Consider the following 25,570-nt stretch of genomic DNA (forward strand, 5'->3'; position numbering starts at 1 on the left):
CATTGCAGACCTTTTTTGTATCTTATGGATGGTGTTTAACGCGCGCCAGGTTCGGCAAAGTGGGTCATCCACTTCTTCACTTCGTTATACCAGTAGACTGAGTTATTGGGCTTCATAATCCAGTGATTTTCATCGGGGAAATAAATCATCCGCGATTCAACATGTCGACTTTGCAGGGTGTGAAACAGCTCGAAACCTTGGGTCGCCGGCACTAAGTAATCGAGTTGACCATGACTGACTAAGGTTGGAGTGTTGAAGTTAGCCGCAAAGTAATGGGGCGAAATGGCTTTATACAGTTCTGGATTATCCCAATAGTTGCCAAATCGGGTGCTGTGTACGGCAAAGTCCGATGCCATTTGTGCATACATGTCGTAAACCGCTGCATGGATCAGCAGCGCTTTAAAGGGATGCGGCTGACCTAAAATAATCGAGGTCAGGTAACCACCATAACTTGCACCACCCGCCACCATGCGATCACTGTCTATCCAGCTTTGTTGTTTAAACCAGTCTGCCGCCTTGAGCACATCCTCAAGGGGTTTTGTCTTCCAATCGGGATTGATGGAATCGGCAAATTCCTGACCAAAGCCGCTCGAACCGTGGAAGTTTGGCCACGCTGTGACATAACCCCAAGAGGCAAAGGTTTGCGCGTTCCAACGGTAATGGCATTGTGTGGCCCGCCGTGGGCGAGCATAAACAGTGGGTATTTTTTGCTGCGATCAAACCCTGCGGGATAGTGAACCCACATTTGAATATCTTTACCTTGATAGCCTTTGTAGGTCACTGATTCATAAGTGCCTAGGTCGACATCTTTAAGAATATCGTCGTTAAAGTTTTCTAGGCGTTCAATCTTACCATTACGAGGATTGATGCTGACCAAGCGAGCGGGATACAAAAAGCTCTGATTGGTGGTAATCAGTTCGCCGTCTTTGCCTATGGCGGGTTGGCTAAAATCGGTTGCCTCTGTGATGGCTTTTACTTTGCCGTTCTTGGCATCGATAGAGTAAATGCGGTTTGTGGCTGCGTCCTCCACAGTGGCATAAAAGCCCTTATTGTCGGGTGTCCAACTGAATTGAGAGACAGAACGGTCCCAGTCAGATGTGAGTGTTGTGAGTTTACGGCTGTCGATATCCAGCAGCATCAGCCTTGAGGTATCGGCGTAGAAACCGGGAATTTTCTGGCGGGTAAAGGCGAGCGTTTTACCGTTAGGGCTAAAGCTAGGATTCAGATCTGGCGCTTGATTATCTGCGGTGAGATTTTCGGCCTTGTTGCCTCCAATCGCAGCGAGAAATATATCAATTTTAGGATCGACTTTATTCTCTGAGCCATAGGCATTGAAGGCGATCCAGCGTTCATTGGGGGAAACATCATAGCTTGCACTGCTTTGATCTGATCGTGGTAATTCATGGCCCGCAGGCTGGGTGATGTTTTCGACATTACCGCCTTTGGCCGGAATTCTAAATACGTGGGCTTGACGACGTTCATCTAACCAGTGATCAAATTGGGAATAGGGCAAGGCGTTCCATTGATGGGCGGAAACCTTATTGTCTGTATCTGTGGTGAGCTGGGTTTTCATTTCCTCCCAGCTTTGATTAGGAAAGATATTGCTGATGAAATACAGATGCTTGCCAACCCACTTAATACTGTTAACGCCTGTGGGAATATCGGTTAAGCGCTGCGCTTCACCCGGACCGTCCATCGGCAGCAGGTAAATTTGGCTCGCCTCGTCTTCATTGCGCTTACTTACAAATGCCAAGGTTTTGCCGTCGGGGGAAAACACGGGCTCGCTCACCCTTAAACCATTGGCTGTGATGGCTCGGTTTTGCTTGCCATCGAAACGCCACAGCTGGGTTGAGCCTTTATCCGTTTTGAGATCGTACTCTGTGACTGGCGCGATAATGTGCTCGCCCGTGGGGGAGACAATCGGGCTACCGATACGTTTGAGTTGCCAAAGCAATTCTGCTGAGAGTGGTTTGCCCTGTTCTGCAAATGCCTGTCTTCTTCACTATGAGTCTCCTTGTGATACAAACAGTTACTAGAATTATGATGTTGCGTATTTTTGCTAAGTGGCAAGTTAGCATGAAAACCCGCCATGCCTGAATAAGCTGTTATGTAAGCAACTGTGAATCTTTGTTGGGCATCTCAGCTCAAAAGCGGCGGATGTAGGCGGTAAACTGTCAGGCTAACTGCAATACCAAAGCGCTCATTCCGTCGTTAAAGGAATCGTTTGTGATGGGGAATTTGTCGATTGATACTTTTAACGCTAATGTATTGATCTGTTTCGGGTAGGTGCTAGAGATATGCCGCTTAAAATCGACCGTTTAAACCTTATGCTGGGTCTTGCCATTGTGCTGAGCGTGTTTTCGTCCTCCTCAGTCATGGCCGCTAAGGTCAGTTTCAAGGAATTTTGTCCACAATTGGTGGGGCAATGGGCGGGTGATGCTGCCAAGGCGGGGGAGATTCCGAAAAAAGTGGCTGTAACGGGCTTTTGCTCCCACGATCAGCGCCAGTTGATCTTATCTGTGAGTATCGGCACGCGGGCGCCTTTTAGTGAAACCTGGTGGTTTAGGGAGCAGGGCGATCAAGTATTACTGACCTATTACGACGGTGTGGCGGAAGATAAACAACAAGTCTTTAGTTTATATCGACAAAATGGAGATTATTCCCTACTAGGGGAAGGCGTTGTTAATGCGAGACCTGCGTTGATCCAGTTACTCTTTGATGCTCAAACTCAGACTCAGACTCAGGCTCGGGCTCAAAATCAAGCGGGGGGATGGCAATGGACGCAGAATATTCAATATTTAGACGATGATGTTGATCGCTATCAGCTGTTTCGTGGGATAGAGATGACGCCTGTCGCGCCATCTCCTTAGCCGCCCCTTAGCCACAAATCAGCGATTTAGCTTCGACAGCGTTTAAAGTGCGCCAGCAAAATCCAGTTGGCGCCACGCTTCATAGCTGATAATCGCCACCGCATTTGACAGATTCAAACTACGACTGGTGGCCGCCATTGGAATACGTAATCGCTGCTCAGTCGGGATAGATTCGATAATCGACATCGGCAGACCACGGGTTTCAGGGCCAAATAACAGCACATCATCTTTCGCAAAAGTCAGCTCAGTATGCGGGCGACTGCCTTTAGTGGTACAAGCCATAATGCGCTTGCCTGCCATGGCTTCGAGGAAGGCATCGAAGTCTTTGTGGCGAGTCACATTGGTTAAATCAGCATAGTCTAAGCCCGCGCGGCGCAGTTTTTTCTCTTCAAAATCAAACCCGAGTGGCTCAATTAGATGAAGTTGGCTGCCGTTGTTGGCGCATAAGCGAATGATATTACCTGTGTTGGGTGCGATTTCTGGCTCATAGAGTGCGATATGGAACATGCTGGCCCGCCTATAGAAAAATGACGGCTGATTATACGGCAAACAAGGCTTAAGCGCAGTGACTGAGTGATGCTTTATCACGTTCTCATTTGGATGCGAGGAATGAACGCCACAATCGTTGTCCTCTGCTAAGCTTGAGAAAGCCACCGAGGGACCACCCATGTTCAGTCACTTTATTACCTTGTGTATTTTTTCTGTGCTTTTCCTTCAGAGCATTTTCACCCCAGCCTATGCCGCGGATGATGCTGTCACTAATGCTGGCGGCAAGCGGCAGATGACGGCTTATTTAGGGGAGATCCCTGGATTAATTAATGCCGATGGCACAGGGCCATTTGTGGAACTGGTTAAAGCAATTGATAGGGCAGATCCTGAGGTTGAAATTGAGATTAAGGTTTTTCCGCTTTCACGGGCTATGCTAGGCGTGACGCTTGGTCGTGCTGATTTTGGTTTGCCCGCCATCCGTAATAATGCCGCGTTAGATGCCTTATCTTACCGTTTTAGCACTGTTTCATTTGGGCAAGTCACCCATGTGCTTTATACCAATGTGGATAAGCCGATTACGAAGGCCATGTTATTTGATCAACAGCAAACGGGGCGCGTATTTACCGTGGAGGCGATTCCAGATTACATGCCTATCCCTGCGGAACCTTCGATAACCATTAAACGTTCTTTGCTAAAACTTTCCCATGGCCGTATCGATGCCTTCGTTTGGGCGCAGGAAGAGGCCGATATGATGCTGAAACAGTTGAAATTGCATAATATCCACCGTGAAGACTTTGGCGATTTTGAAGATGTGTTTGTGATTGCCAAGGGCCCCGAAGGGGATGCCGTGGATGCATATTTGACTCGCATGATTGAATTACTGCGGCAGACTGGAGAATTAAGCCAGATTTATCAAACTATCCATCTGTCCTACAATGACTGGCAACCTTAGTTTTTAAATCAAATAGTTAACCTAACTAACTCCCGCCGATAACGAGATATTCATAAACTTCACTTGCTAGGAGTGAAGACTGAGAATAATATATCTTCACATCAAGATACTTTTTAAAGAGTTATTATGCCTTTTGTCATCGCCTTACTCGCCCCTGTATTTTGGGGGACGACCTATGCGTTAGTGAGTCTCTACTTACATGATATGTCGCCCTACTGGGTGGCGGTGTGGCGCGCGCTGCCTGCGGGAATACTGATGTTGATGCTGCGTCCACGTTTACCAACGCTGGCTTGGTCTAAATTAAGCTTGCTGGCGTTTTGTAATATTGGCGCCTTCTTTGCGCTGCTGTTTATCGGTGCGTATCGTTTGCCGGGCGCTGTGGCGGGTACCTTAGGGGCGACGCTGCCGTTAATTTTCTTAATCTTAGCTTGGGTGATAGATAAAAAACGCCCTGGGATGAAGTGGTTGCTATTAGGTTTGATGGGATTAGGAGGAGTGATTTTACTGCTAAACCCGTCGGCGGATCTCGATCCTATCGGCGTGTTGTGCATGTTGAGTGCCACGACGTTAATTGCTTTCTCTTCTCGCTGGATGCAAAAGTGGGATGTGGGTGACTTTTTAGTGCTCACAGCATGGCAACTGTTTTTGGGCGGCTTGATGTTAATTCCGCTGGCATGGTTTATGGCGGGCCCGCCGCAGTTACCTAGCCTGACAGTGGTGCCGTCGTTACTATGGTTAGTGATTGCCAACACCGCCATCGCTTATTGGGCTTGGCTGTGGTCGATGCGAAATTTAGGACCAGAAATCATGGGCATGGTCGCTTTAGTCAATCCCGTGGTTGCCGTATCATTAGGCGTATTGATTGTGGGTGAGACCTTAGACATGCGTCAGTGGGCGGGGATAGGTGTGATATTACTGTCGCTGTTATTGATGAAATTGCCACAGAATTTAAGGTTAAACCCATTTAAAAAAGTGCAGCCCTAGTCAGTATTTTGGGGTAAATGAGGGATAGATGCTAAAACGTTTGGATCTGAATTTACTACCCGTACTGGAAATCCTGCTTGAGGAGCAAAGTGTGACCGCCGCTGCGGCGCGTTTGCATTTGAGCCAGTCGGCGGTGAGTAAACAACTGACGCGCTTGAGGGAAGTATTTGATGATCCTCTGTTTGAGCGCACCGCCTACGGCCTAAAACCGACGCCTAAAGCCTTGTCGCTCGCGCCTGAGTTGCGCCAATGTTTACAGCAATTGGCGCAATTTACCCGGCCCGATACCTTTGAGCCCGCCTTAAGTCAGCGGCAGTTTAGAATGCATTTGGTTGAGACCACATACTCGCTCACTTTTCCGCATTTTATGCCCTCGCTGCTCGCCCAAGCGCCCGGTGTGAGTCTCAATTGCCAAACTTGGCGGCTCGATACTATGGACAGATTACTGCGCTGCGACATCGACTTAGCCATAGGTTGCCGCGAGTGGGACGAGCGTTCGCCCATGCATGTGAATCATATTCCCGACGACTTGTGCCATGTCGAGCTAGTGCAGGATTATACTGTGTGCTTGATGCGCCGCGATCATCCGGCGTTAGCACAAGAGTGGAATTTAGACACCTTCTTGAGCTATCGCCATCTGCAAGTGGCTTTTGGTGGCATAGAGCATTGGTTGCTGGATGATGTGCTGCAACTTGAGGGCCGTCAGCGCGATATCGCCGTGAACATGACCGACTTTCAGAGCGCTCTTGCTCTGTGTGAACAAAGCGATTTAATTCTTTGCGCGCCGTCCCGTTATGCATTTGCTGTGATGAAATCCTTCGAGCTTCAGTCTTTACCATCGCCTATCAAGCTGATCCCCGGCGCGTATTTATTGATGTGGCATAAACACTTCGAGCATGACTTGAGCCATAAATGGCTACGTGAGTTGATCATTAGCCAAGTGCTGCCGTCGATTACGCCTCGGGTTTAGGCTCTTTTGGCGCCGCTAACCAAGCGGTTAATGTGGGTAAGACTGCTTTTCCATCCGCTAGCCCTTGTTGATAGACGGCGGTCACTTTATCGATATTGCGATCGAGCCTGGATAAATTAAGCGGCAGTGCTGGGCGGATCACAAAGGCGTTATTCGCTGCAACGGCTTGGTCTAACTCGGTTAATGCGTGATTATAAACTCGGTGGCGCTCACTTAACGCATGGGCAACTGCGGGGTAGCGTTTGTAGGCTTTGTGGGCTAACCAATTCATTTTCATTGCGGACTTTTGGTAATGCTGATCTTGAGTCAAGATCACCACTTGGCGTGCATAACCATCTTTGCGTGATTGCGCTAACGGTATCGGTTCGCCGATGCCGCCATCGAGGTAATGGTGTTGGTTAATCACGCTGGGTTTAGACATAAAAGGCAGGCTAGAGGAGGCGATGAGCACGTCGAGTAATTTATCGTGGTCATTAAAATCGGCCATACCGAAGTAATCGGTTTTCCCTGTATTGCAGTTAAAGGCGCCGACCTTAAATTCGGTATGACTATTTAAAAATGTATCAAAATCAAATGGCAGTAACTCATAGGCCATGCGGCGATAGGTAAAGTCTGTGTTGACATAGTTGCCTGTCGCCAACCAATGGCGCAGGCCCATATAGCGTTTATCGTTGAGATATTGCTGCTGAATTTGAAGATTACGCCCAAATTGGCGTGACACATAGGAAGCTGGATAAATGGCGCCCGCAGACACCCCAATCACATAGCTGAAGTTGAGCGACTGCTGCAAAAACGCGTCTAACACACCTGCGGTATAAATGGCTCGAAGGCCGCCACCTTCCAACACTAAGGCCACATCTTTCATTGAGTTACATCTTTTTTATTGGTTTATCCCAGCAGAATACCTCAGCTTAGCGCAGAAATGAATGCGCAAAAGGCACACTTAAGATGCGTGATCGACGTTGGTGTGATGGGACGCTTGCTTGGGCTTTATGGGTAAAATATTGGTCACGCAATCCTTTGTGCCACCATTTTGAACAGGCTGTTTAGATTGAACGGCAGGGGTAAAATCCGCCTGACTGAAGTATTGGCTAAGTGTATTGAGCGCTTCTTTCACTTTCGCGGGCTGCTTATCCCGCGCCGAAGTGACGCTATAAACGCTGTAGGTATTGAGTGACCACTCGGGTAAGAGGGTGACAAGCTGGCCGCTTTCGAGATATTTGTGCACTTCAGGTTCGGGCAGGGCGGCAAATCCGAGACCATCGAGAGTGAGTTGGATTAATGCCTGCATATTGTTGACCGTAATGCGCTGGCTTGTCAGCTCGAAGCATTCTTTGTTGCGGACGTGAGTTAAGGTTTCACTGTTAGCGCAGGGGTGATTAATGCGATTAAAGGCCGCCAATTCAGCGGGATGCTTAAAAATTTTATGCATTGGCAGATAATCGGGTGAGGCGCACAGCAACATGCGCCAATCGGCTAAGTGGCGGGCAATTAAGTTGGAATCTGATAAAGGACCGATACAAATCGCCAGATCTATGCCCTCGTTGACTATATCTATTGGGCCATCCTGTAGCAGTAAATTCAAACTTATCTGCGGATGCGCCGCTAATAGGTAGTTAAAGGGCTCGCTCAACAAGCCGCCGCCAAAACCTATGGGCGCGGCAATCTTTAATTCCCCCGAAGGAATTCCTTTCAAGTTATTGAGTTTCTGCTCAGTGCTTTCGACTATCGCGATGACTTTTCGGCAATTCTCATAGAACAAGCTGCCCGCCTCTGTGAGGGTAAGATTGCGAGTATTGCGGTGGAATAGACTGATCCCCATATCCATTTCGAGCTTAGTCACTTGTTGACTTACCGCTGAGGAGCTGAGGTTTAACTGCTGCGCTGCGGCACTCATTGAGCCCTTTTCTGCGATTGCCGCAAAAACGATCATGCCTTTGATCATGTTTTTATTCATTTTTAAGTAACTCTTACAAGTGAATACCTAAAGTCTAACTTGAGCTGATTGTAACATAGGGATACATTGCCGTATTGAAAATTGTTCTCATTTACAATCTGTGCCCAATGGAGACTTGTCGGTTATGTTGTTAAGTCGTAAGAAGTACCTCGCTCAAGTGATCACCGCTTTATGTTTGTTGCCCGCAGTACCTGTGACAAATGTCCTTGCGGATACCGCGCCTGATAAAGAAAAGATGATGGAAAGAATCGTAGTGACCGCATCGGGATTTGAACAACAAATTCGCGACGCGCCCGCATCTATCAGTGTGATTACCCGTGAGGATCTGGATAACCGCTTCTATCGCGACTTAACCGATGCCATGTTAGAAGTTCCCGGTGTGGTGATTACCGGCGGCGCTGACCGTCAGGACATCAGCCTGCGGGGCATGGGCAGCCAATACACGTTAATTTTAGTGGATGGTAAACGCCAATCTTCGCGCGAGACACGTACTAACAGCGACGGTCCAGGTGTTGAAGGCGCTTGGACGCCACCATTGGCGGCCATCGATAGAATTGAAATCGTTCGCGGACCTATGTCATCACTTTATGGTTCGGATGCCATTGGCGGCGTGATCAACATTATCACCCGTAAAGTGCCGAACGAGTGGCAGGGTGAAGTGCGACTCGACACGACATTGCAGGAAAAGTCGACCTCGGGAAATGTGTATCAAGGCAACTTTTTCGTCAACGGTGGTTTGATTAAAGATCTGCTGGGGATGCAACTCTACGGTCAATACACTCAGCGTGAAGAAGATAATATCTATGGCGGTTACCGTGGCCGCGATGCGACAAATCTGACCGCGCGTTTTGCGCTCACCCCCAATGATAACCATGACATCATGCTCGAAGTTGGCACTTCTAACCAAGAACTCGACAGCAGCTTAGGCAAAACCGTTACACCGCTGGCGCCGGGCGAAGCCTGCGGTCGTCGCGGTTGTCCTCAATCTTCAACGACAGAATACGAAAACAGCACCATTTCGCTGTCACACACAGGGCGTTGGGACTTTGGTACCTCGGATTCTTATATCAAGCATGAGGTTTTCGATAACAAAACCCGCAAGATGAAGATCACTAACACGGATGTACAATCTAGCCTGATCACCACCTTAGGCCAAAGCCATACGGCGACTTTTGGTGCGGCTTTTAACCATCAAGATTTAACCGACGAAACCGGCAATCAGGTCAGCGACTTAACCGATATCAGCCGCAGACAATGGTCGGTATTTTCTGAGGATGAATGGCGCATAGTCGATAACTTTGCCCTGACCATGGGGCTGCGTTTGGATGATGATGAAAACTTTGGTCACCATGTCAGCCCGCGTGTTTACGGCGTTTGGGGATTAACCGACAGCACCACCTTAAAGGGCGGCGTGTCGACGGGCTTTAGGGCGCCGAGTTTGCGCCAGACAGTGCCCGATTGGGGACAAGTGAGCCGTGGCGGCAACATGTACGGTAATCCAGATTTACAACCCGAAACCTCAGTGAACTATGAGTTAGGTGTGTATTCGGATCTGACCGAGAGCATTACCGCCAGTGCGGGCGTGTTCTATAACGAGTTTAAAGATAAGATCACCCGCGTGGCCTGTCCTGCGACTCAATGTACCGATGGCCCCAATCAATTTGGTTCCGACCCAACCACTTACGTGAATATCGACGATGCTGTGACTCAAGGGATTGAGCTGAGTATCGACTATCGGATTCGCTCAAACCTGAGCTTTACGGGTAACTACACTTACACGGATTCAGAGCAAAAGACGGGGGCTTACAAAGGCAGCCCATTGAATCAATTGCCTAAGCATTTGATCCAAGCGTCGTTCAACTACGAGCCTATTGATAACTTAAGCACTTGGTTGAGAGTCAACTACCGTGGCGAAGAGAGCCAACCGACGACGGGACCGTCATCGAGCAGTTTAATCGCCCCTTCTTACACTCTGCTAGATTTGGGCGCTAACTATCAGTTGAACGATAGCCTGAAATTTAGCGCGGGTATTTATAACGCCTTCGATAAGGACATTACCCAAGAGGAATACGGTTATATCGAAGACGGCCGCCGCTACTGGTTAGGTATGACCTATAGTTTTTAAATTAAAAACATATCTCGTCCTGAAAGAAGCCAGCACTTAGCTGGCTTCTTTTTTGATTATTCAATATTCGGTTTACGAATAAACAGTATGCTGAGATCTTGCTTTGGCGTGAACTGTTTTTGTTGGAATTCAAAGGTGAGTGGATCGGTTTTTTTAAGCTCGCCATCAAAACACAAGCTGATGAGATCTGTGGGTTGGGATTTTTTCAGGGTGAGTTTGAAGTCCTTAATCGCCCCTTGCCAGTTATTGGCCGTCACCAAAATATAGCTAAGGTGGCTCCATTCGACACCAATCTCCTGATCTTCACCGTCTTGTTTAACGATAAGGTTGCGCTTCCTAATGCCTTGTTTGGCGCTTTCATCTAAACAGGCCAGTTCAGTATGAGTATCGATAATTTCGCTGGCGGGATAGGGAACACCCGTTGAAATACTCGGGCTGTAGCTATGGCTGATTGCGACAGATTGGCCCGCGGGAAAGGTTTGTTGCCACACAAAGTAATCACTTAGGGTAAAGGCGATTTGCTGGTTCTCATCCAACCATTGCTGTGGGAGTGCAGACTTACCCTTGGGAATTTCGGCATATTCGGCAAAGTAAGCGACTTCATCTACCCCCCAACCAAGCTGTTTCAGCTCGGTTGAAATATCGGTTTTATCGGCAAGTTGGGCAACAAGCCTGTGCTGAGTTGGCTGGGTTTTGCCATTCACTTTAAGGGTGAAGTTATCAATGCTGCTGTGATCGGCGGAGCCAAAAAACATCGGTGGCATGGGGAAGGCGATGGGGACGATAAGATCCTGCGAACTGGTGTTGGTAAACACATAATCGACCCTGACTTCGGTCTCGCTGATAAAGAGCGACTCTTTATCCATACTGATATTAGGCTGATATTTCAGGGTAATAGAGCCATTAGCATCGCCAAAACTGCTGTCGTTGGCAAAAGCCGGAGTGCTAAATAACAGCGCGGTTATCGTGCAAGTTAAGATGCGAAAATAAGATGGCATAAACATCTCGAGGGGAAGAAAGATCAGACTAGCTGCGGCGAGCAAGCTCAATAGCCGCGGCGATGGCGTTTCGCGCTTGGGGACTGTTTTTCCAACACGTGGTGCGTAGCATGCTGGCTACTAAGTTCGCGATATCATCCACTTCGTGTTGGGCGAGTTGTTGCAGTGAACTGATACCTATTTCTTCGAAGCGCTTTATCACAGTGGGGCCAACGCCTTTGAGTGCCAATAAAGCATGTTTTTCTTGTTCATTAAAACCCATAACGAATACTCCTTTATTGTTGGGATTGTGCTCAATTAATAGCACTGGGCAAGACTACCTTTAAACCGAGTTAACAAAAAGGCCCTCGAAGGGCCTGTTTAGTCTTTATGAATCAATAATCATCAATAAGTGTTACATATCACAGGGTTTGAGCGGTTTACGCAATTGAGCGCGTACGTTATCCATACCGGCGTAAAACTCTTTCATCATCAATAGACCCATCATCTTGCCGTTATCGGTGACGATCAGCTTGTCGGGATCGGTTGGATCATTTTTAATCGCGCCAATCAGTTTCATCGACGTCATTTCTTTAAACAAGGCGGTATCTAAGTTGACGCCAAAGGTGTCGCGGAAATATTTACGTGATAAACGGCCTGAGAACATGCCCAGCAAGAAGCGGTATTGCATCACGTCTTTTTTGCTGTAGTTCTTTTGCTGCTCGACACCCATGTGGCCGGCGGCAATGCGTTCTTGGTACTTGCGCAACGAGAAAGTGTTTACATATAGGGTGTCATTCAAGAAGCTGAATGAGCCAGAACCTACGCCTAAATACTCGTCGTAATCGATAACGTATTCGTCAAACCCTTCGTCATCTGCTTTACCAAATGCCCATGCAGACAATTGATTATATTGGCCATTTAGGCTGTTTAAGATCTGGCGATATTGGTTAGCCATATCCGCCTGCGGCGCCGCTAACTTGCCTTTCACACTCTTGCGAGTCTGATGGGTGATCATCAGCGGATAGGTAGTAATTTGTCTTGGATCTAAGCGCGATGCCATGTCGAGATCGTGTTGGATCACTTCATCGGTTTGGCCGCGGAAACCAAAAATCAGATCGACATTGATAATTGGGAACAGCTCTTTGGCGCCCATGATCTTGTCGAAGGTTTGTTGACCCGTACCGAACTTATCGAGTCGGTCAGTCATTTTTAAAATATCGTCATTAAAACTTTGTACGCCGATGGACATGCGATCCACTAGGCCTTTGAGTTGCTTAAAGCCTGGGCTATCTAAATGCTGCGGATCGGACTCGCAGGAGACTTCTTTAATGCTCGGGAATAGGGTTTTAGCGTGTTCGATAGTACGGGCTAATTCATCTTCTAATACTGTGGTGGTGCCACCGCCAATGTACATAGATTCAAAGTCATAGCCGAGGGCTTTGACCATTTCCATCTCTTTACGCAATGAGATGAAATAGGCGCGCGCCTTGTCTTCCTTGAACATAAAACGGTGGAAGGTGCAGTAAGAACACAGGGTATGGCAGAAGGGGATATGCGCGTACAGCATATACTTTTTGCCTTCTACGGGCGCTGGCATCATTTCTGCGGAAAGGGTATCGAGGCGAAGATTCTTATCGACGTAGTACTGCATGACTCGTTCCATCGAGCCGAGCATCCAGTTAGGGACGGTAATATTCGCTTGATAAGGCGTTGCGGTCGCGCCGCTGAGCGTTTGGATAACTGAAGACATAACGATTCCTATCTGTGAGTGCTAACCGTAAACACCGAAATTGCTTTAGGTAATTCACGACCACCTAGCGCAATAAGACTACATCGTATGTAATTGTTAAAACGTGAACTGGTTATAAGTTACGGTTTCCTAACAAGGAAATCACGGGCTTTTTGTTAAGCAGATCATGTTTTAGCGATCAAGAATGCATTTTTATCCTGTGCTTTGGGGCGGAATCTACTGTGAATTTGGGGAGTTAACTTAAGGTGTCAGTCGAAATATGGAGATTAAAATATCACCATTAAAGGCTTTTATTGCTGACGGATTAGCGCTTGTCTATCCAATGCTCGACTGTCATCATCCGAGCGATGAAATAACCTCATGATCTAAAGGGCTAGCTATGTTGGTAAACGTAAACCGCTTCTTCCCGCTGTTAGCACTTATAGGCGCGGTGACCGCTTATTTAATGCCGAGTTGGTTTACTGAGCTTAAATCCGCCATAGTGCCGCTGTTAGTGATCATCATGCTCTCTATGGGACTCACCTTAGATCTGCAGGATTTTGCTAATGCATTCAAACAAAAACGCGCCGTGCTGACTGGGCTGATACTGCAATTTTCGGTCATGCCGCTCAGTGCATTATTGATCAGCTAGTTATTAGGATTAGATAGGGAACTCACCATAGGCATGGTGTTGGTGGGCAGCGTGGCAGGCGGCACCGCCTCAAACGTGGTCTGTTATTTGGCAAAAGGCGACGTGGCTTTATCGATAACCATGACGGCACTGTCGACCTTAGCGGGCGTAGTGTTAACACCACTGATTATTAAGCTGTTGATTGGCGAAATGATCGATATCCCCTTCGCCGATATGCTACTGAGCTTAGTGAAAATCGTGCTGTTCCCCGTCAGCGCAGGCGTGATCATCAATCATTTCTTTAAATCGCTGGTGGCCAAAGTCGCTCCCGCATTGCCGTTGATTTCAAGCTTGGCAATCGTGATGGCGATTACCATTATCGTGGCATTAAATGCCAATCAGTTTGATAAAGTTGGCCCCATTATTTTGCTGGCAGTGTTCTTACATAATGGTTTCGGCCTCGCTTTAGGCTACTTTTGCTGCCGTTTATTAGGCTTTAACCATACCGTCTGTAAAACCATTTCCATTGAAGTTGGCCTACAAAACTCTGGTCTCGCTACCGCTTTGTGTATCAAGTTTTTTAGCCCTATTTCTGCCATCCCCAGCGCGATATTCTCGATATGGCATAACCTATCAGGCGCCATGTTAGCGGGATATTGGGCGAGGGAATCGCAAGATTAATAAGATGTTGCTGGCGAAAATAAACAATCCCTGTGGCCTAGCAAGCGCGGCCACAGGCTTAAATTGCTGTGACTAATTAACCGGTAATGGGGTCTCGACGGGCATGAGTGTCAGCTGCAAGATATTTTCTTGCCGGCTTAATGCCAGTGGCAGGGTGTAGTTAGGAAAGCGCAATCCGAATACGGCACCTTGTTGTAACAAGCGATACAGCTGATCTGTCATGGCAATCGTTAAGCTGGCACAACCATGCTCGTCGACTCTGCCTTCAAGTGGTAAAGCGATTTTGTCGGCTAAGGTTAGATACGCCGCCATACGCCAGTGTGAGTTTTCTCCAATATTGTATGTGCTGCCATGCAATTGGTTGTAGCCTAAACCACAGGCCTGCAAGCTTAATTGGGTTTTGGCCGCTGTGGGTAGCAAAAGAGTCTGTTGCCGCTGCTGTGCCTGAAACGTGCCCCATGCCAGCCGATTTATAACTGAGTCCAGTGAGATGGGAACATACTGATCTTGCTGTTTTAGCGCATTAAAGCGGGCAATGCCTTGTTCCAACTTAGTGAGATCGTCTTCATATTCCAGTTGTGCCTTAAGCAGCTCATAAGCGGGAGCCTTCGCTTGTTCCATGCCTGCTAACGCTGCTTTCTCGTAGTATGCCAGTGCTTGCACTTTATTGGCCTCTGCGCCCAAACCGCGCTCTTCCATGCTGCCTAAATGATAGTTAGCGATGGCAACTTGACGCTTAGCACCTTGTAAAAATGCGGCTTTCGCACCGCTGTAGTCATTTTCATTCAACAGCAGGGCGCCGTAGTTTGTCCACGCCGTACCATCATCTGCTGCCATACCCAATTCTAGCCACTTTATGGCTTGCTGGCGTAACTGCGGGAGATCGAGGCTTTCTCTTTCGCTGCCGACACTTTGCATCGCTATTAAGTAAGCGCGCAGATACTCGCGTGAGGCACTATCCAAGTAAAGGTTATCTGGTTGAAGTTCAAAGGCTTGCCCAAAATAACTCCCTGCTTGCTGCGCCGCTGCGATTGCTTTCGTTAGATAGAACCTTGAAATGGGATCTGCCGGACTGTGTGCTCGGCCTAGGTTATATAAGGTCGGTAGTTTAAGACCCCGCGCCAGCGCTTCTTCTAACAAGGGGATGGCCAGCATTTTTCGATCATTATCCAGCGCCATACTGCCTAGGTTATGGCTGGCACGGGCCGAACCTAAGGCTCTGGCCTGTTCATAGTATTGGCTAGCGGTGGCATTGTCTTGGGTGACGCCGCAGCCGAGATGGTAGGCTTTACCCAGTAGAAATAACGCCTCAGCATTGTTTTCTGCGGCTTGCTGCTGCGCTTGTTGCAAGAAAACGTCGTATTGTTGTTGCTCAAATAACTGTTCCAGCGCGGATTTTTCCGCCGTTGCTGCAAAGCTTAGGGTCAACAGTAATAGGAGAGTCGCAATCGTGAATATCTTCATAACATCCTTGTCGTTAAGCGGGTACTTGCAAGCGGTAGTGCGAGTGAAGTTGGCTAACATAGAGGCTTGTTATGCTACAAGCAAGCCCTGCTGTTTATCACAGAGTTATGACTTGCGGATAAAATGCAGCGATAGCACTGCCGTGACTAATGTGTGGCATTGCCAGTTTGAAGGAGCTACCGACATTTTCCTTGATACCTAGTTTACCCGCCCCAATAGCCGTTTTACGGCTTTATGCCTCAATGTTAACGACGCTGATTTGTGTGTCGTTATTGACTGCAAAAATTGGGTGTTGCTGCATAGATAAAAGCAGTTTTAGTCAGTGAACTCGTTGAGTTCCACGCACTCATTTGCGCCATAGCGTCTAAAGCCAGCTTAGCTCTTTGCACGACTTTGGCGGTGTAATTGCCATTGGGATCTTTATATTTAAAGGACACTTCGGCAATAACGGGTTGCTGCGAGGCACTTGGGGAGCTGGTGTACCACAGCGTGAGTTCGAGTGAGGCGTCTATGCTACCTAAATCGATTTCACTGCCTTCAAACACATATTCATTAATCGTAAGGCCACCGACTTTGGTGAGTGTGAGATTGTTACTTAAACCGTAAGTGTCGGCAAAGCCTGAAAAATGACTATTTACATCGGCCATATCATTTAAGGTGCGGGTGTTTGGCGTGGTGGTTGAATGACTATACACGATGCGGATGCCATTATTGATATCGGTACTGATGTCGGCTTCGAGTTTTGTGTCGGCTTGATTATCGGGTGAGCTGAGATCTTCAAAGTCAGCAATAAATCGATCAGGGCTGCGAAATTTGAGCGTCACTTCACTTTGGCCATCGCTCGTTCGGTCACGAAAGATATAACCTAACTGCTTTAGCTGACAACTGGTTGGGGTGTCATAGAAGGCCACTTGACGAGCTTTGGTTAATGCCCAAGAGCCTGTGATATTGCGACTAATTGCGTTGCTAATAGCTTGTTTAGCATCAGTTAGATAGTTATTGGCGGTTGTACTTTGAGTGGCGTAATTAAAGTGGCTTGGGTCTAGCAGCAGCTTATATTCCCTTGATGTTTCAACAGGATTTGCTTGTACCACACATGAAGCGAGCAGGACACTTGAGGCTAACGTAAATGATGTCATCGTCTGTGAAGCTGTTTTCATCGGTTAATCCTTAAGTGATGTGCTGATGTTATGTGGTTTATGCTTTCGTGATAACGACTTCTATTGCAATTTGAGTGTGTCATGAGCCACCACTAAAGAAAGTGATGACTCATGCGGCTGAATACTAAATGGTTATTTATCAGCTGATAAGGGTAAGTCGTCAACGATATACAAAGTGTTGCCGTCGATGTCACTTTGCGCACTATCGAGATATTTCTGTTCTAAGGTGTTGTTATTACTCCAAGTGGCGAAGTCGTCGTCATTTAGCACACCTAAACGCTTATTATCAATTAGCCACAAACCCTCCATTTTGTCATGGGGATATTGTGTTTTGGCAGCCATATCTAGCACCAGTGATTTTGTCGCGGGTATGATGCCATTGGCTGCAAGTGCCTCCCAGCCATCGCTTAGCGCTACCTGCTCTAAGGTTTTACCTTTAATGGTTAAACCTAACGCCGCATCTTGGGCTATATCAGCTTGTGCAGTGACGGTCTCGAGATCTGTCGCGCCGCTGATATCTATCTTGTACACATGCTTCATCACATCAGTGTCGATATTAAAAAACTTGCCATCACGTTCTAACACTAAAAATTGGCTGTTACTTAAGGCAACGATTGCTGAGTTAGAGTTTTGGGCAATTTCTTGCTGATATAAATATTGGCTAATAGCGCCTGTCGCTAAGTTGATGGTCACGATTCGAGTCAGGGTATTGTTGTTAACACTCTTATCGGGATTGGAGATGGTCGATTGCATTATGCCCACAAGTGTCGACTGATCGGGCGTGATGGTCAGCCCTTCCATCCCGCGGTTGGCACGGCGATGAGCAAATTCTGCCGGTAGGCTATATAAGTTGCGTGCATCGTCTGCGAAAGGATTAATCCGCGCTATTTCTACCCCTTCAGCCGAGTAATGCACTATGTGTGGACCATACTCATCGCTGACCCAAAAACTTCCATCATCCATGGCGGCGAGACCTTCAGAATCTAACCCATAATCATCGAGTTTGATGGGGTTGGTCTGGGCATTATAAGGCTGGCTCATGTCTTGACGAATGACTTCACCTGCTGCGTCATAGGGGATTTCTCCTGTGCCGCCAAGGCTACTGCTATTAGGCAGTCCAGTGATCAAGCTGCCATCAGGGCGTTTAAATAAGATGTCTTTGACCTTAGTGATAGTGCCATTGGTTTGCAGTTCAAACAAACCGATACGTGGCGTGTAGTCAGGCGTTGGAAACATTTTTCCTTTGCCTAAACTACCGCTGTAATCTGCATTCGGGCCGCGATCGGTGAGGGCATAAAATTGAATAGGGATATTGGGGTTGGGCGCTGCATCAGAGCCATAGCCGCCGTTACGAATTTCAAATTTAGTACCAGGCATAGCGCCATTGTCTAAATCATCGCGCAGCACAGTGAAAGGTAAATGCACCGCTTTGTCCGTAAACAGGTCGGCGTTACATGCATAGCTGCTATCAACCACTTCATTACTGTCGAGCTTGCCGTTATCGTTGTTATCAAGACCCGAATCTGTGCGAGTGCCGCCCATCCAGCAGTGGTTATCACCGCCAATTAAGGTGGTTTGTGTGGTCAGGCTATTGATGTCTTTATCATCCGAATTACAAGCACTCAGTAGCAAAACTGACAGGCACAAGCCTGAGGTGACGAGCACATTTTTCATCTTAATATATCCCGATTCTTAAAGTGATTAGCTATGTTGTTGGCAGGTAATATAAAGTTAGGCTGTGAACTAAATGTGACAAGTGTGCCGCTTAACGTATCGAGCACGAATACTGTGTTCACGAGTAATACGGTATGTTGGTTGTGTATGAAAGCCCATGATGGCGTCGTTGATTGGCTGAGCCCGCAGTTTGTTTTTAGTTGTGTTCAATATTTAAGGATGAATAGATATGAAATATTTACCTGGTGAATGGATGATAATAAAGCGGGTAATTATATATGTTGTTATTGCATTTTCATTTACTGCGAGTGGCAATGAACTGCCTTTAAAAAGAGAAAGCATACTGCGCGTAGAGCATCCCAGCGCCATTCAATATGCAAGTGCTCTAATCCAATCTGGAACATCCAATACTTTAGTGTATGAATCTTGGAGTGGATATAAGATGGAAAAAGCTTGGTTGAGGTATACTTCTTTAAATTTTGATCATGGCGTGTTAGATAAAGGTTCATTAGTCAATATTTTACCTGAAAGTCCTTCTAATATAGTCTCGTCCGTGAGTTTAGTTAACTTTAATGGCGAAGATTGGTTGTATTATCTTGAGGCCCGCAGCTTTAAGTCTGAGGCTGATGTATTTCGAGCCAAATTGCGTAATGGGGTTTTAGTCGAAATAGAACCGGTATTATTAAAGGATGCGATTGCGCCATCAAGTAATATTAAATTTCATCGAGTTAGTCGCAACAGTGTTGCTATTGTGTATACCGCCAAAAAATGTTGCAGTCTTTATTTTGCACTAAGTAATGATGGCGTCAAATTTGATAGCCCCTTGGATATAGATAGTTCAGGTTTTATGCCTTATCTTTCATTTTTCTCCGGTGGTGATATAGTCTATTTTTTTCAAAAATCCTTCCGCACAAGTCAAACTCAGCCCAGCGGTAAATCTGTCTATATCATTAAGACCCATTTTAGATTATCCCATAATTTAGGGAAAACTTGGACAGAGGCTATACCTATTAACTTGACTGATGTGACAGTGCACGATGCTAAGGCTATTACCAGACCAGATGGTAATATTGATATTTATTATGTTTACCCAATTCAAGGCAGTAGTGGATTATCCCTGTGGCGTCGATGTTTGAACCCTAATGGTCAATTAGGTGTTGAGGAATTAGTGGTTGAGCCTAGTTTCGGCAATATTGCTAAGCCGACTCCCCATCGTCTTAATACTGGAGAAGTACTCATTACCTTTGTCGAGCAAGGAAAAGTCGTATTAGAGGGTGATCATAATCTTCATGCTGCAATTATCTCCCGTGATGCTAGCTGTGATATTGGGCCAGCTGTAATTCAGTAGCCGTGACTTGATACGTTCTTTGCAGTTAAATAGTGACTCAATAAAAATTAAGCGAAATCCCTTGCGAGTTATGACACGCAAGGGATTTGTGTCGAGAGTGGACGAGTAAATATAAACTTAAAGCTTAAAATGCGAGACCACGCCGACGAGTTGTTCTTTCGTCGCGGCCAAAGAGGTTGCGCTATTGAGGGTGGCTTTACCGCTTTGATTCAGTTCATCGACCATTTCACGAATGGTGGTCAGATTACGATTTATCTCTTCGGTGACAGCGCTTTGCTCTTCGGCGGCGGTGGCGATTTGAGTGCTGAGCCCATTAATATCGAACACATAAGCGGTCAGGGTATCGAGGTTTTCCGTTACCAGAGTGGTTGTGTCGGCGGCTTGTTGGCAACTGTGTTTGGTTTGCTCCATTGCGGTCACGGCTGCATCGGCACCGCGGCGTAAACGTTCAAGCATCTGATTAATCTCGGATGTACTGGCTTGAGTACGAGCGGCCAGTGTACGCACTTCATCGGCGACAACAGCAAAGCCTCGACCTTGTTCACCTGCACGGGCGGCTTCGATGGCCGCATTAAGCGCGAGCAGATTGGTCTGATCGGCAATCTCGCCTATTACATTTAAAATAGCGGCTATATGACGAGTGTTTTCGTTCATATCATTAATCGCATCAGCAGCGACATCGACTTTAGTCACCAAGGCAATCACAGTGTTGGCGGCCTGTTCAACGGCTTTCTTCGATTTATCAGCTTGTTCATTGGCTTGCTGAGTAAACTGGGCTGCAGACGCGGCATCACCAGCAACATTATGGGCAGTCGCGCTCATTTCTGTCATGGCCGTTACGACTTGGTCGGTTTCAACTGCGTGAGTTTGTAGCGCACCACTATTAGTATTGGATTGCACATTCAGTTGGCCAATTTGGTCAGACATGTGATCTGAGGCTTGGGTAATATCCGAGATGATATGGCGTAGATTATCGATAACGCGATCGAGATCGGTGGCGAGTGAGCAGAGTTCGTTGTCACCCTTTATGTTTGTCTTATGTGTCAGGTCGCCATTGGCTAGGCGTTCCATTACCAGCTTAATGTCATTGACTATCCTGACTAAGCGTTTGCTCATAAAGAGCGCACTAAGGAGTGAGGCGACGATGGCAATTAGGATTAGGCCAAGGAGCAATGCCTCGGTGGCGTTCACTTTGTCTTCGGCTTGTTTGCCAAGATCATGGTTTCGCTGAGAGATCAACTTAACTAATTGATTAATCTCATTGCTTACTTTGGGTCCAAGGGCCTTGCGCTCGAGTGTTAGTTCAGGCTCTGCGCCAGTTTGTTTGGCGTAGTTGATTTCTTGCTGATACAGACGCACATATTGCTCAATTTGCGGCAACAGCGTACGGATCGTTCTGGCATCTGGCCCCATAAAATCGGTGTTAAAGTTTGCGAGTTTCTCTATGAGCAGCTGCACATTTCGTTGTTGTGAGCTGATGGCGTCAGTGTTATGGACTAATGTTGCTAAACGCAGTTCAAAGAAGGATTCACGTACACTAGTGAAGGTTTCGGCGAGCTGGGTATTGTTGACCAGTTTGCTGCTGGTGTCATTGAGTTCGGCAAAGCCTCGATAGGAGAAAATACCGATAATGATCAATAGAATACTAGAAAATACTGAAGGCAGCGCCGTCAATGTGCTGGTTTTTGCATTGTTAAACATGGTGGCCTACTGAGGTATAAATCAAGAGATGTGTAATTAAATTACATATGGCAGCCATTTTAACGCTTGGAATTACACAGTCGCAAGGTGATATTCTGAGACTTTTTGACGTAAATTTATGTTTTTAAAAGGTTTGTTATTATTTTGTTGGTTTGAAATAACCTCCTGGTTGTTATATGTTGTGTAATTAAAATTCAATAATATCTCAGTTAATTGATTTTTAAGGGTAAAAATAAAGCAGGGTTAGCCGCCATTCTACAGCTTATTAACAGTGCAAAAGGCGATTGTGACGCAGATCGCAAAACACGCAAACGCTGCCCAAAGGGTTTGTCTGGCAAGCTCCTGCTCGTACTATCAATTACACGATCTGCTCCTCATTTGGGAGGAATAACGGCACTTCACTCTTTGTTTCGCGATCACGAGCTTGTCAGGGCGAACAAAATTTAATCTCAAAACGTCAACAAGCTCTAGTCCCTGTCAACGTAAGTCGCACTTATTCCCGGTTCACTCTTTTACTTATCATCACACGCAAATTTGCGGTCAGTCACAAAGTCATAAACTTAATGTAAATGATATTGGTTATCATTTGGATTTAAGGTTGTTTTAATGTAGATTGTCGGCATTTCAAGCTAACACCGTTTAATCAATGATCGCTGTCGAGGTTTTTATGGAATGCAGGGCGTTTAAAAAAAGTGCAATTGCCGCAATAGTTTCGAGTTTGTTGATATCTTCAGCTTATGCAGGCGTAGATGCTGAATCTTCTGAACCTATTGAGAAGATTACTGTTTATGGTGAAAAGATTGAACGTAGTCTTAAGGATACAACCTCTTCTATTTCGGTGATCGACAAGGAAGCGCTCGACAGCGGTCAATATCAATCCACCTCGAGTGCTTTATCTGAAGTACCTAACGTGGTGGTGCTATCGGGTTCTGTGCCGGATATCCGTGGGGTTTCAGGTAACGGCTCTGCCTCTGGATTTAACTCTTTTACCGGTGGCGCTCGGGCGCGGGTATCCACCTTAGTCGATGGGGTTGCTGAGCCTTTTGTTGCCGATCTTACTGGTGACACTGGCCTATGGGATATCCAACAAATTGAGGTGTATCGCGGCCCACAATCGACTATTAACGGCCGTAACAGCATTGGCGGCACAGTGTTTATTAAAACCGAAGATCCGACCTTCGATTGGCAAGGCGCGGCTCGTGTCGGTTATCGTAATCAAGATAACTTTATCGACAGTGCTGTGATGCTCTCAGGCCCGATCCTCGATGATGAGTTGGCATTTAGGGTGAGCGGACAAAATGTGACAGGGGATACCTACAATAAAGGCTTGGAATACGAGACGAATCCCGCCACTTTTGATCAAAATGAACTGATCACCAATCGCTGGCGCGGTAAATTCCTGTGGCAGCCGAGTGCGATTGAAGATCTCAAAGTGCTCTACAGCTTTTCATACAATGATGAGAAAGGTGACTCTGGACGTAACTATTTTACCGGTGATGATCCTTGGACGTTTAAGCCTATTTTCCAGCGATATATCGAGACTAAATCCACGACTCACTCAGTGAAAGTTGATTATGACCTCGGTGAAGGGCGCGCCTTAGATCTCATCGTGGCTTATATGGATTATGACTGGGGCTTTGAATCCTATGAACCCCTTGTCACGGCGCAGCAATATGTCGATATGAGCGACCAGAGTTACACTGTCGATGGTAAATACAGTTTTGGCCTTAAAGATAAAGACTTCAACGGCTTTGTGGGTTTAGCGTATTTTAAACGCAGCCAAGATTTTGGCAGTACTGGCAGTTCCGTTTACAGTGGTGATGACAGCACTAAGTCCACCTCCATTTACGGTGAAATAACCTATGGGCTTGCCGAGTCACTCTGGGTTACTGTCGGCGGCCGCGTGATGCGTGACGAGCAATTACGTAACTTCAATATGCTCTATCAGGGCAGCCAATTGCAGGAAAAACTCGACGATGCCAATACCGTCACCCTGCCGAAGCTGGTGTTGCAATATGCGCTGAATGACAGCACGACCTTGGCGGCCAGTGTTCGCCGGGGTTATAACTCGGGCGGCGGTGCGCTGTCGCTAGCCGAAAGTGAGTATTACTATTACGACGAAGAGTACGTCAATACCTATGAACTCAGCAGTCGCAGCTCATTTGCCAATGGCGATGTTAACTTGAGTGCCAACCTCTTCTACAACGATTTTGATGGTTATCAGGCGTCTAATAGCGCCCGCAAAATTACCAATATCGATAAAGCGGTCAGCTACGGTATTGAGGCTGAATTTAGTGCCATGTTAACCGAAAACCTGCAATTTATTTCGGGCGTAGGGTTACTCGATAGTGAGATCAAACAAGCGGATCCTAGCTATGGTGACATTATCGGCAATCAGCTGAACTCGGCGCCGCACATGACCGCCAATGCGGGCTTAAAATATTGGTTGGGCGATGCGTTTTCTTTCGGTTTTTCAGGCAACTATGTGGGTGAGTATTTTGCGGATATCAATAATACCGAATCACGGGTGGCTGGTGACTATGTGGTGGCTCGCTTAAGCCTCGATTATCAAACCGATAGCTGGAGAGTCAGCGGTTTTATAAACAACCTGTTTGATGAGCATGCATTGACGGTAAATGAACCCGCCAGCCGCAGTTACCCCGATGGTTATGCGGCGATTATCGACCCCAGAAATCTCGGTGTTTCTGTGATGTACCGCTTTTAAGCGCTCGATTTAACGAACTTATTTTACCCATAAAAAAACCTCCACAGCATGCTGTGGAGGTTTTTTATTTTCAGCGACTTTTACTCTTTATATGTCAAAGTGCCGTTGGCTTTGATTTCGTCGTACCACAGGTTGTGGTGTTGAGTTGCCCAGTTTTCATCACAATAACCAGACACCATACACTCCATACCGCCTTCAGACATTACCGTTGCCATGAAGATGTGCACGATAGAGAAAGCACAGATCACGATAGCGCTCACTGAGTGCAGGACGAGTGCGATCAAGCTTAATGTACGGCTAGGTTCGAATAGGTTAGGGAAGAGTAACAACATGCCCGAGGCCGAAATCACTAATCCAAACAGGGCAAAGGCCCAGAACCACATTTTCTCACCGGCGTTGGCAAAACCTGCGTCTGGGTGCTTACCTTTAAACGGGCCAAAGTTAATGTAACCACCGACCACTAAGAACCACTTCACGTCGTACATTTTTGGTAGCTGGTTTTTCGCCCATAGGGTGGTCATTAATGCCCAACCTATCATGAAGGGAATCGCCATCACGTCATGGATTTGCTTAGCACCATAGACGATAGCTTCCCAGATGCCTTCGCTGAGCCAAGGTTGGAAGAAGAAGCGACCCGCTAGCAAGGTTAAGCCTGTTAAAATCAACAGCAAGCACGGGATTGCGCCTAACCAGTGGATTGAAACGTCAAACTTAGACCAGCGATGCACTAACTTGCCTGAAAAACCATGGTGTAGCTTGGAGATGCCGTTCACCTTGATAAATAAGACAAAGATAATGATCATGCCGAATAGCGCTGCCATTAAGGCCGGTGCTAACCAGTCGCTACGTAGTTCGAGCACCCGCAGATCATAGGTATTGATCGGTTGAGCGTGGAACTCGCTTTGGGAGGTAGTGTATCCCGTGGCGCCATCCTTTAGCTGTGCCCAAATTTGGGCATCAGAGGCTTGAGGTTGGAGCGCTTGGTCATCACTACCATTGGCTAGACACACGGCACTAAATAACAGTGCTATGGCTAAGCCTATGTGTTTGAACCATTTGTTCATTATACATCCTCTCTCGCTTAGTGGCGCCTGCCTGCAGGCGCCAAGCTAAGTCTGTGGACAGATCCT

General features: G+C 46.9%; 18 protein-coding genes and 2 pseudogenes. 8 read left to right on the forward strand and 12 right to left on the reverse strand.

Going from position 1 to position 25,570, the window contains the following annotated elements; genetic code table 11:
* Positions 1-35: 35 nt before the first annotated feature.
* A pseudogene (locus tag Q4Q49_RS19870) lies at positions 36-1,990 on the reverse strand (prolyl oligopeptidase family serine peptidase); the annotation flags it as partial.
* Positions 1,991-2,297: 307 nt separating this feature from the next.
* Between Q4Q49_RS19870 and Q4Q49_RS19875 the strand changes: the two are divergent.
* On the forward strand, positions 2,298-2,870 hold the full coding sequence (locus Q4Q49_RS19875) for a hypothetical protein (RefSeq protein ID WP_312000244.1): 573 nt from the start codon (positions 2,298-2,300) through the stop codon (positions 2,868-2,870).
* Between the two features lie 42 nt (positions 2,871-2,912).
* Here the strand turns inward: Q4Q49_RS19875 and trmL are convergent, their stop codons facing one another.
* Positions 2,913-3,377 (reverse strand): tRNA (uridine(34)/cytosine(34)/5-carboxymethylaminomethyluridine(34)-2'-O)-methyltransferase TrmL, encoded by a 465-nt coding sequence (trmL, locus tag Q4Q49_RS19880; protein ID WP_012090515.1) that lies wholly within the window; start codon positions 3,375-3,377, stop codon positions 2,913-2,915.
* Between the two features lie 160 nt (positions 3,378-3,537).
* Between trmL and Q4Q49_RS19885 the strand changes: the two genes are divergently transcribed.
* The 3 genes from Q4Q49_RS19885 to Q4Q49_RS19895 all read left to right on the forward strand — a co-directional run bounded on the left by Q4Q49_RS19885 (position 3,538) and on the right by Q4Q49_RS19895 (position 6,265).
* On the forward strand, positions 3,538-4,311 hold the full coding sequence (locus Q4Q49_RS19885; RefSeq protein WP_268649929.1) for a transporter substrate-binding domain-containing protein: 774 nt from the start codon (positions 3,538-3,540) through the stop codon (positions 4,309-4,311).
* Positions 4,312-4,437: 126 nt separating this feature from the next.
* Positions 4,438-5,295, forward strand: coding sequence for a DMT family transporter (locus Q4Q49_RS19890; RefSeq protein ID WP_012090513.1), 858 nt, complete (start codon positions 4,438-4,440; stop codon positions 5,293-5,295).
* 28 nt (positions 5,296-5,323) lie between these two features.
* Positions 5,324-6,265: a LysR family transcriptional regulator gene (locus tag Q4Q49_RS19895; protein ID WP_006084548.1), complete on the forward strand. Its 942-nt coding sequence runs from the start codon at positions 5,324-5,326 to the stop codon at positions 6,263-6,265.
* Here Q4Q49_RS19895 and Q4Q49_RS19900 read toward each other — a convergent pair.
* Together Q4Q49_RS19900 and Q4Q49_RS19905 are read right to left on the reverse strand one after the other, a co-directional pair.
* Positions 6,249-7,130 carry a patatin family protein gene (locus tag Q4Q49_RS19900; RefSeq protein WP_063882372.1) on the reverse strand — a complete coding sequence of 294 codons (882 nt, stop codon included), beginning with the start codon at positions 7,128-7,130 and terminating at the stop codon, positions 6,249-6,251. The genes Q4Q49_RS19895 and Q4Q49_RS19900 overlap by 17 nt on opposite strands.
* Positions 7,131-7,208: 78 nt before the next feature.
* Positions 7,209-8,222, reverse strand: coding sequence for a LysR family transcriptional regulator (locus tag Q4Q49_RS19905; protein ID WP_259483573.1), 1,014 nt, complete (start codon positions 8,220-8,222; stop codon positions 7,209-7,211).
* Positions 8,223-8,346: 124 nt separating this feature from the next.
* On the opposite strand from Q4Q49_RS19905, the gene Q4Q49_RS19910 reads away from it, so the two are divergent.
* On the forward strand, positions 8,347-10,347 hold the full coding sequence (locus Q4Q49_RS19910; protein WP_312000245.1) for a ligand-gated channel protein: 2,001 nt from the start codon (positions 8,347-8,349) through the stop codon (positions 10,345-10,347).
* A 56-nt stretch (positions 10,348-10,403) separates the two neighbouring features.
* Here Q4Q49_RS19910 and Q4Q49_RS19915 read toward each other — a convergent pair whose 3' ends face one another.
* From Q4Q49_RS19915 to Q4Q49_RS19925, 3 genes are all read right to left on the reverse strand, one after another.
* Positions 10,404-11,345 (reverse strand): DUF4424 domain-containing protein, encoded by a 942-nt coding sequence (locus tag Q4Q49_RS19915; RefSeq protein WP_312000246.1) that lies wholly within the window; start codon positions 11,343-11,345, stop codon positions 10,404-10,406.
* A 28-nt stretch (positions 11,346-11,373) separates the two neighbouring features.
* Positions 11,374-11,607 carry a hypothetical protein gene (locus Q4Q49_RS19920; RefSeq protein WP_106649081.1) on the reverse strand — a complete coding sequence of 78 codons (234 nt, stop codon included), beginning with the start codon at positions 11,605-11,607 and terminating at the stop codon, positions 11,374-11,376.
* Positions 11,608-11,739: 132 nt separating this feature from the next.
* Complete coding sequence (locus tag Q4Q49_RS19925) at positions 11,740-13,077, reverse strand: coproporphyrinogen III oxidase family protein (RefSeq protein ID WP_312000247.1); 1,338 nt, start codon at positions 13,075-13,077, stop codon at positions 11,740-11,742.
* Between the two features lie 379 nt (positions 13,078-13,456).
* Between Q4Q49_RS19925 and Q4Q49_RS19930 the strand changes: the two are divergent.
* Positions 13,457-14,368, forward strand: a pseudogene (locus Q4Q49_RS19930) (bile acid:sodium symporter family protein).
* 72 nt (positions 14,369-14,440) lie between these two features.
* Here Q4Q49_RS19930 and Q4Q49_RS19935 read toward each other — a convergent pair.
* The 3 genes from Q4Q49_RS19935 to Q4Q49_RS19945 all read right to left on the reverse strand — a co-directional run bounded on the left by Q4Q49_RS19935 (position 14,441) and on the right by Q4Q49_RS19945 (position 18,666).
* Entirely contained in the window at positions 14,441-15,832 is a 1,392-nt protein-coding gene (locus tag Q4Q49_RS19935; protein ID WP_312000248.1) for a hypothetical protein, read from the reverse strand.
* Positions 15,833-16,101: 269 nt separating this feature from the next.
* The gene (locus Q4Q49_RS19940; RefSeq protein WP_312000249.1) at positions 16,102-16,992 is read right to left on the reverse strand and encodes a hypothetical protein; all 891 of its coding nucleotides are present in this window, start codon (positions 16,990-16,992) and stop codon (positions 16,102-16,104) included.
* 132 nt (positions 16,993-17,124) lie between these two features.
* Complete coding sequence (locus tag Q4Q49_RS19945) at positions 17,125-18,666, reverse strand: esterase-like activity of phytase family protein (protein WP_312000250.1); 1,542 nt, start codon at positions 18,664-18,666, stop codon at positions 17,125-17,127.
* 229 nt (positions 18,667-18,895) lie between these two features.
* Between Q4Q49_RS19945 and Q4Q49_RS19950 the strand changes: the two genes are divergently transcribed.
* Complete coding sequence (locus Q4Q49_RS19950) at positions 18,896-20,014, forward strand: hypothetical protein (protein ID WP_312000251.1); 1,119 nt, start codon at positions 18,896-18,898, stop codon at positions 20,012-20,014.
* Positions 20,015-20,131: 117 nt separating this feature from the next.
* Here Q4Q49_RS19950 and Q4Q49_RS19955 read toward each other — a convergent pair whose 3' ends face one another.
* Entirely contained in the window at positions 20,132-21,715 is a 1,584-nt protein-coding gene (locus Q4Q49_RS19955) for a methyl-accepting chemotaxis protein (RefSeq protein ID WP_312000252.1), read from the reverse strand.
* A gap of 667 nt (positions 21,716-22,382) precedes the next feature.
* Here Q4Q49_RS19955 and Q4Q49_RS19960 point away from each other — a divergent pair.
* Positions 22,383-24,440, forward strand: a complete 2,058-nt coding sequence (locus Q4Q49_RS19960; protein ID WP_312000253.1) for a TonB-dependent receptor domain-containing protein — start codon at positions 22,383-22,385, stop codon at positions 24,438-24,440.
* A gap of 80 nt (positions 24,441-24,520) precedes the next feature.
* Here the strand turns inward: Q4Q49_RS19960 and Q4Q49_RS19965 are convergent, their stop codons facing one another.
* Positions 24,521-25,504: a formate dehydrogenase subunit gamma gene (locus Q4Q49_RS19965; protein WP_312000254.1), complete on the reverse strand. Its 984-nt coding sequence runs from the start codon at positions 25,502-25,504 to the stop codon at positions 24,521-24,523.
* Positions 25,505-25,570: the final 66 nt, after the last annotated feature.

It is taken from the genome of Shewanella sp. SP1S1-7 (genome assembly GCF_031932105.1).
Lineage (GTDB): Bacteria > Pseudomonadota > Gammaproteobacteria > Enterobacterales > Shewanellaceae > Shewanella > Shewanella baltica.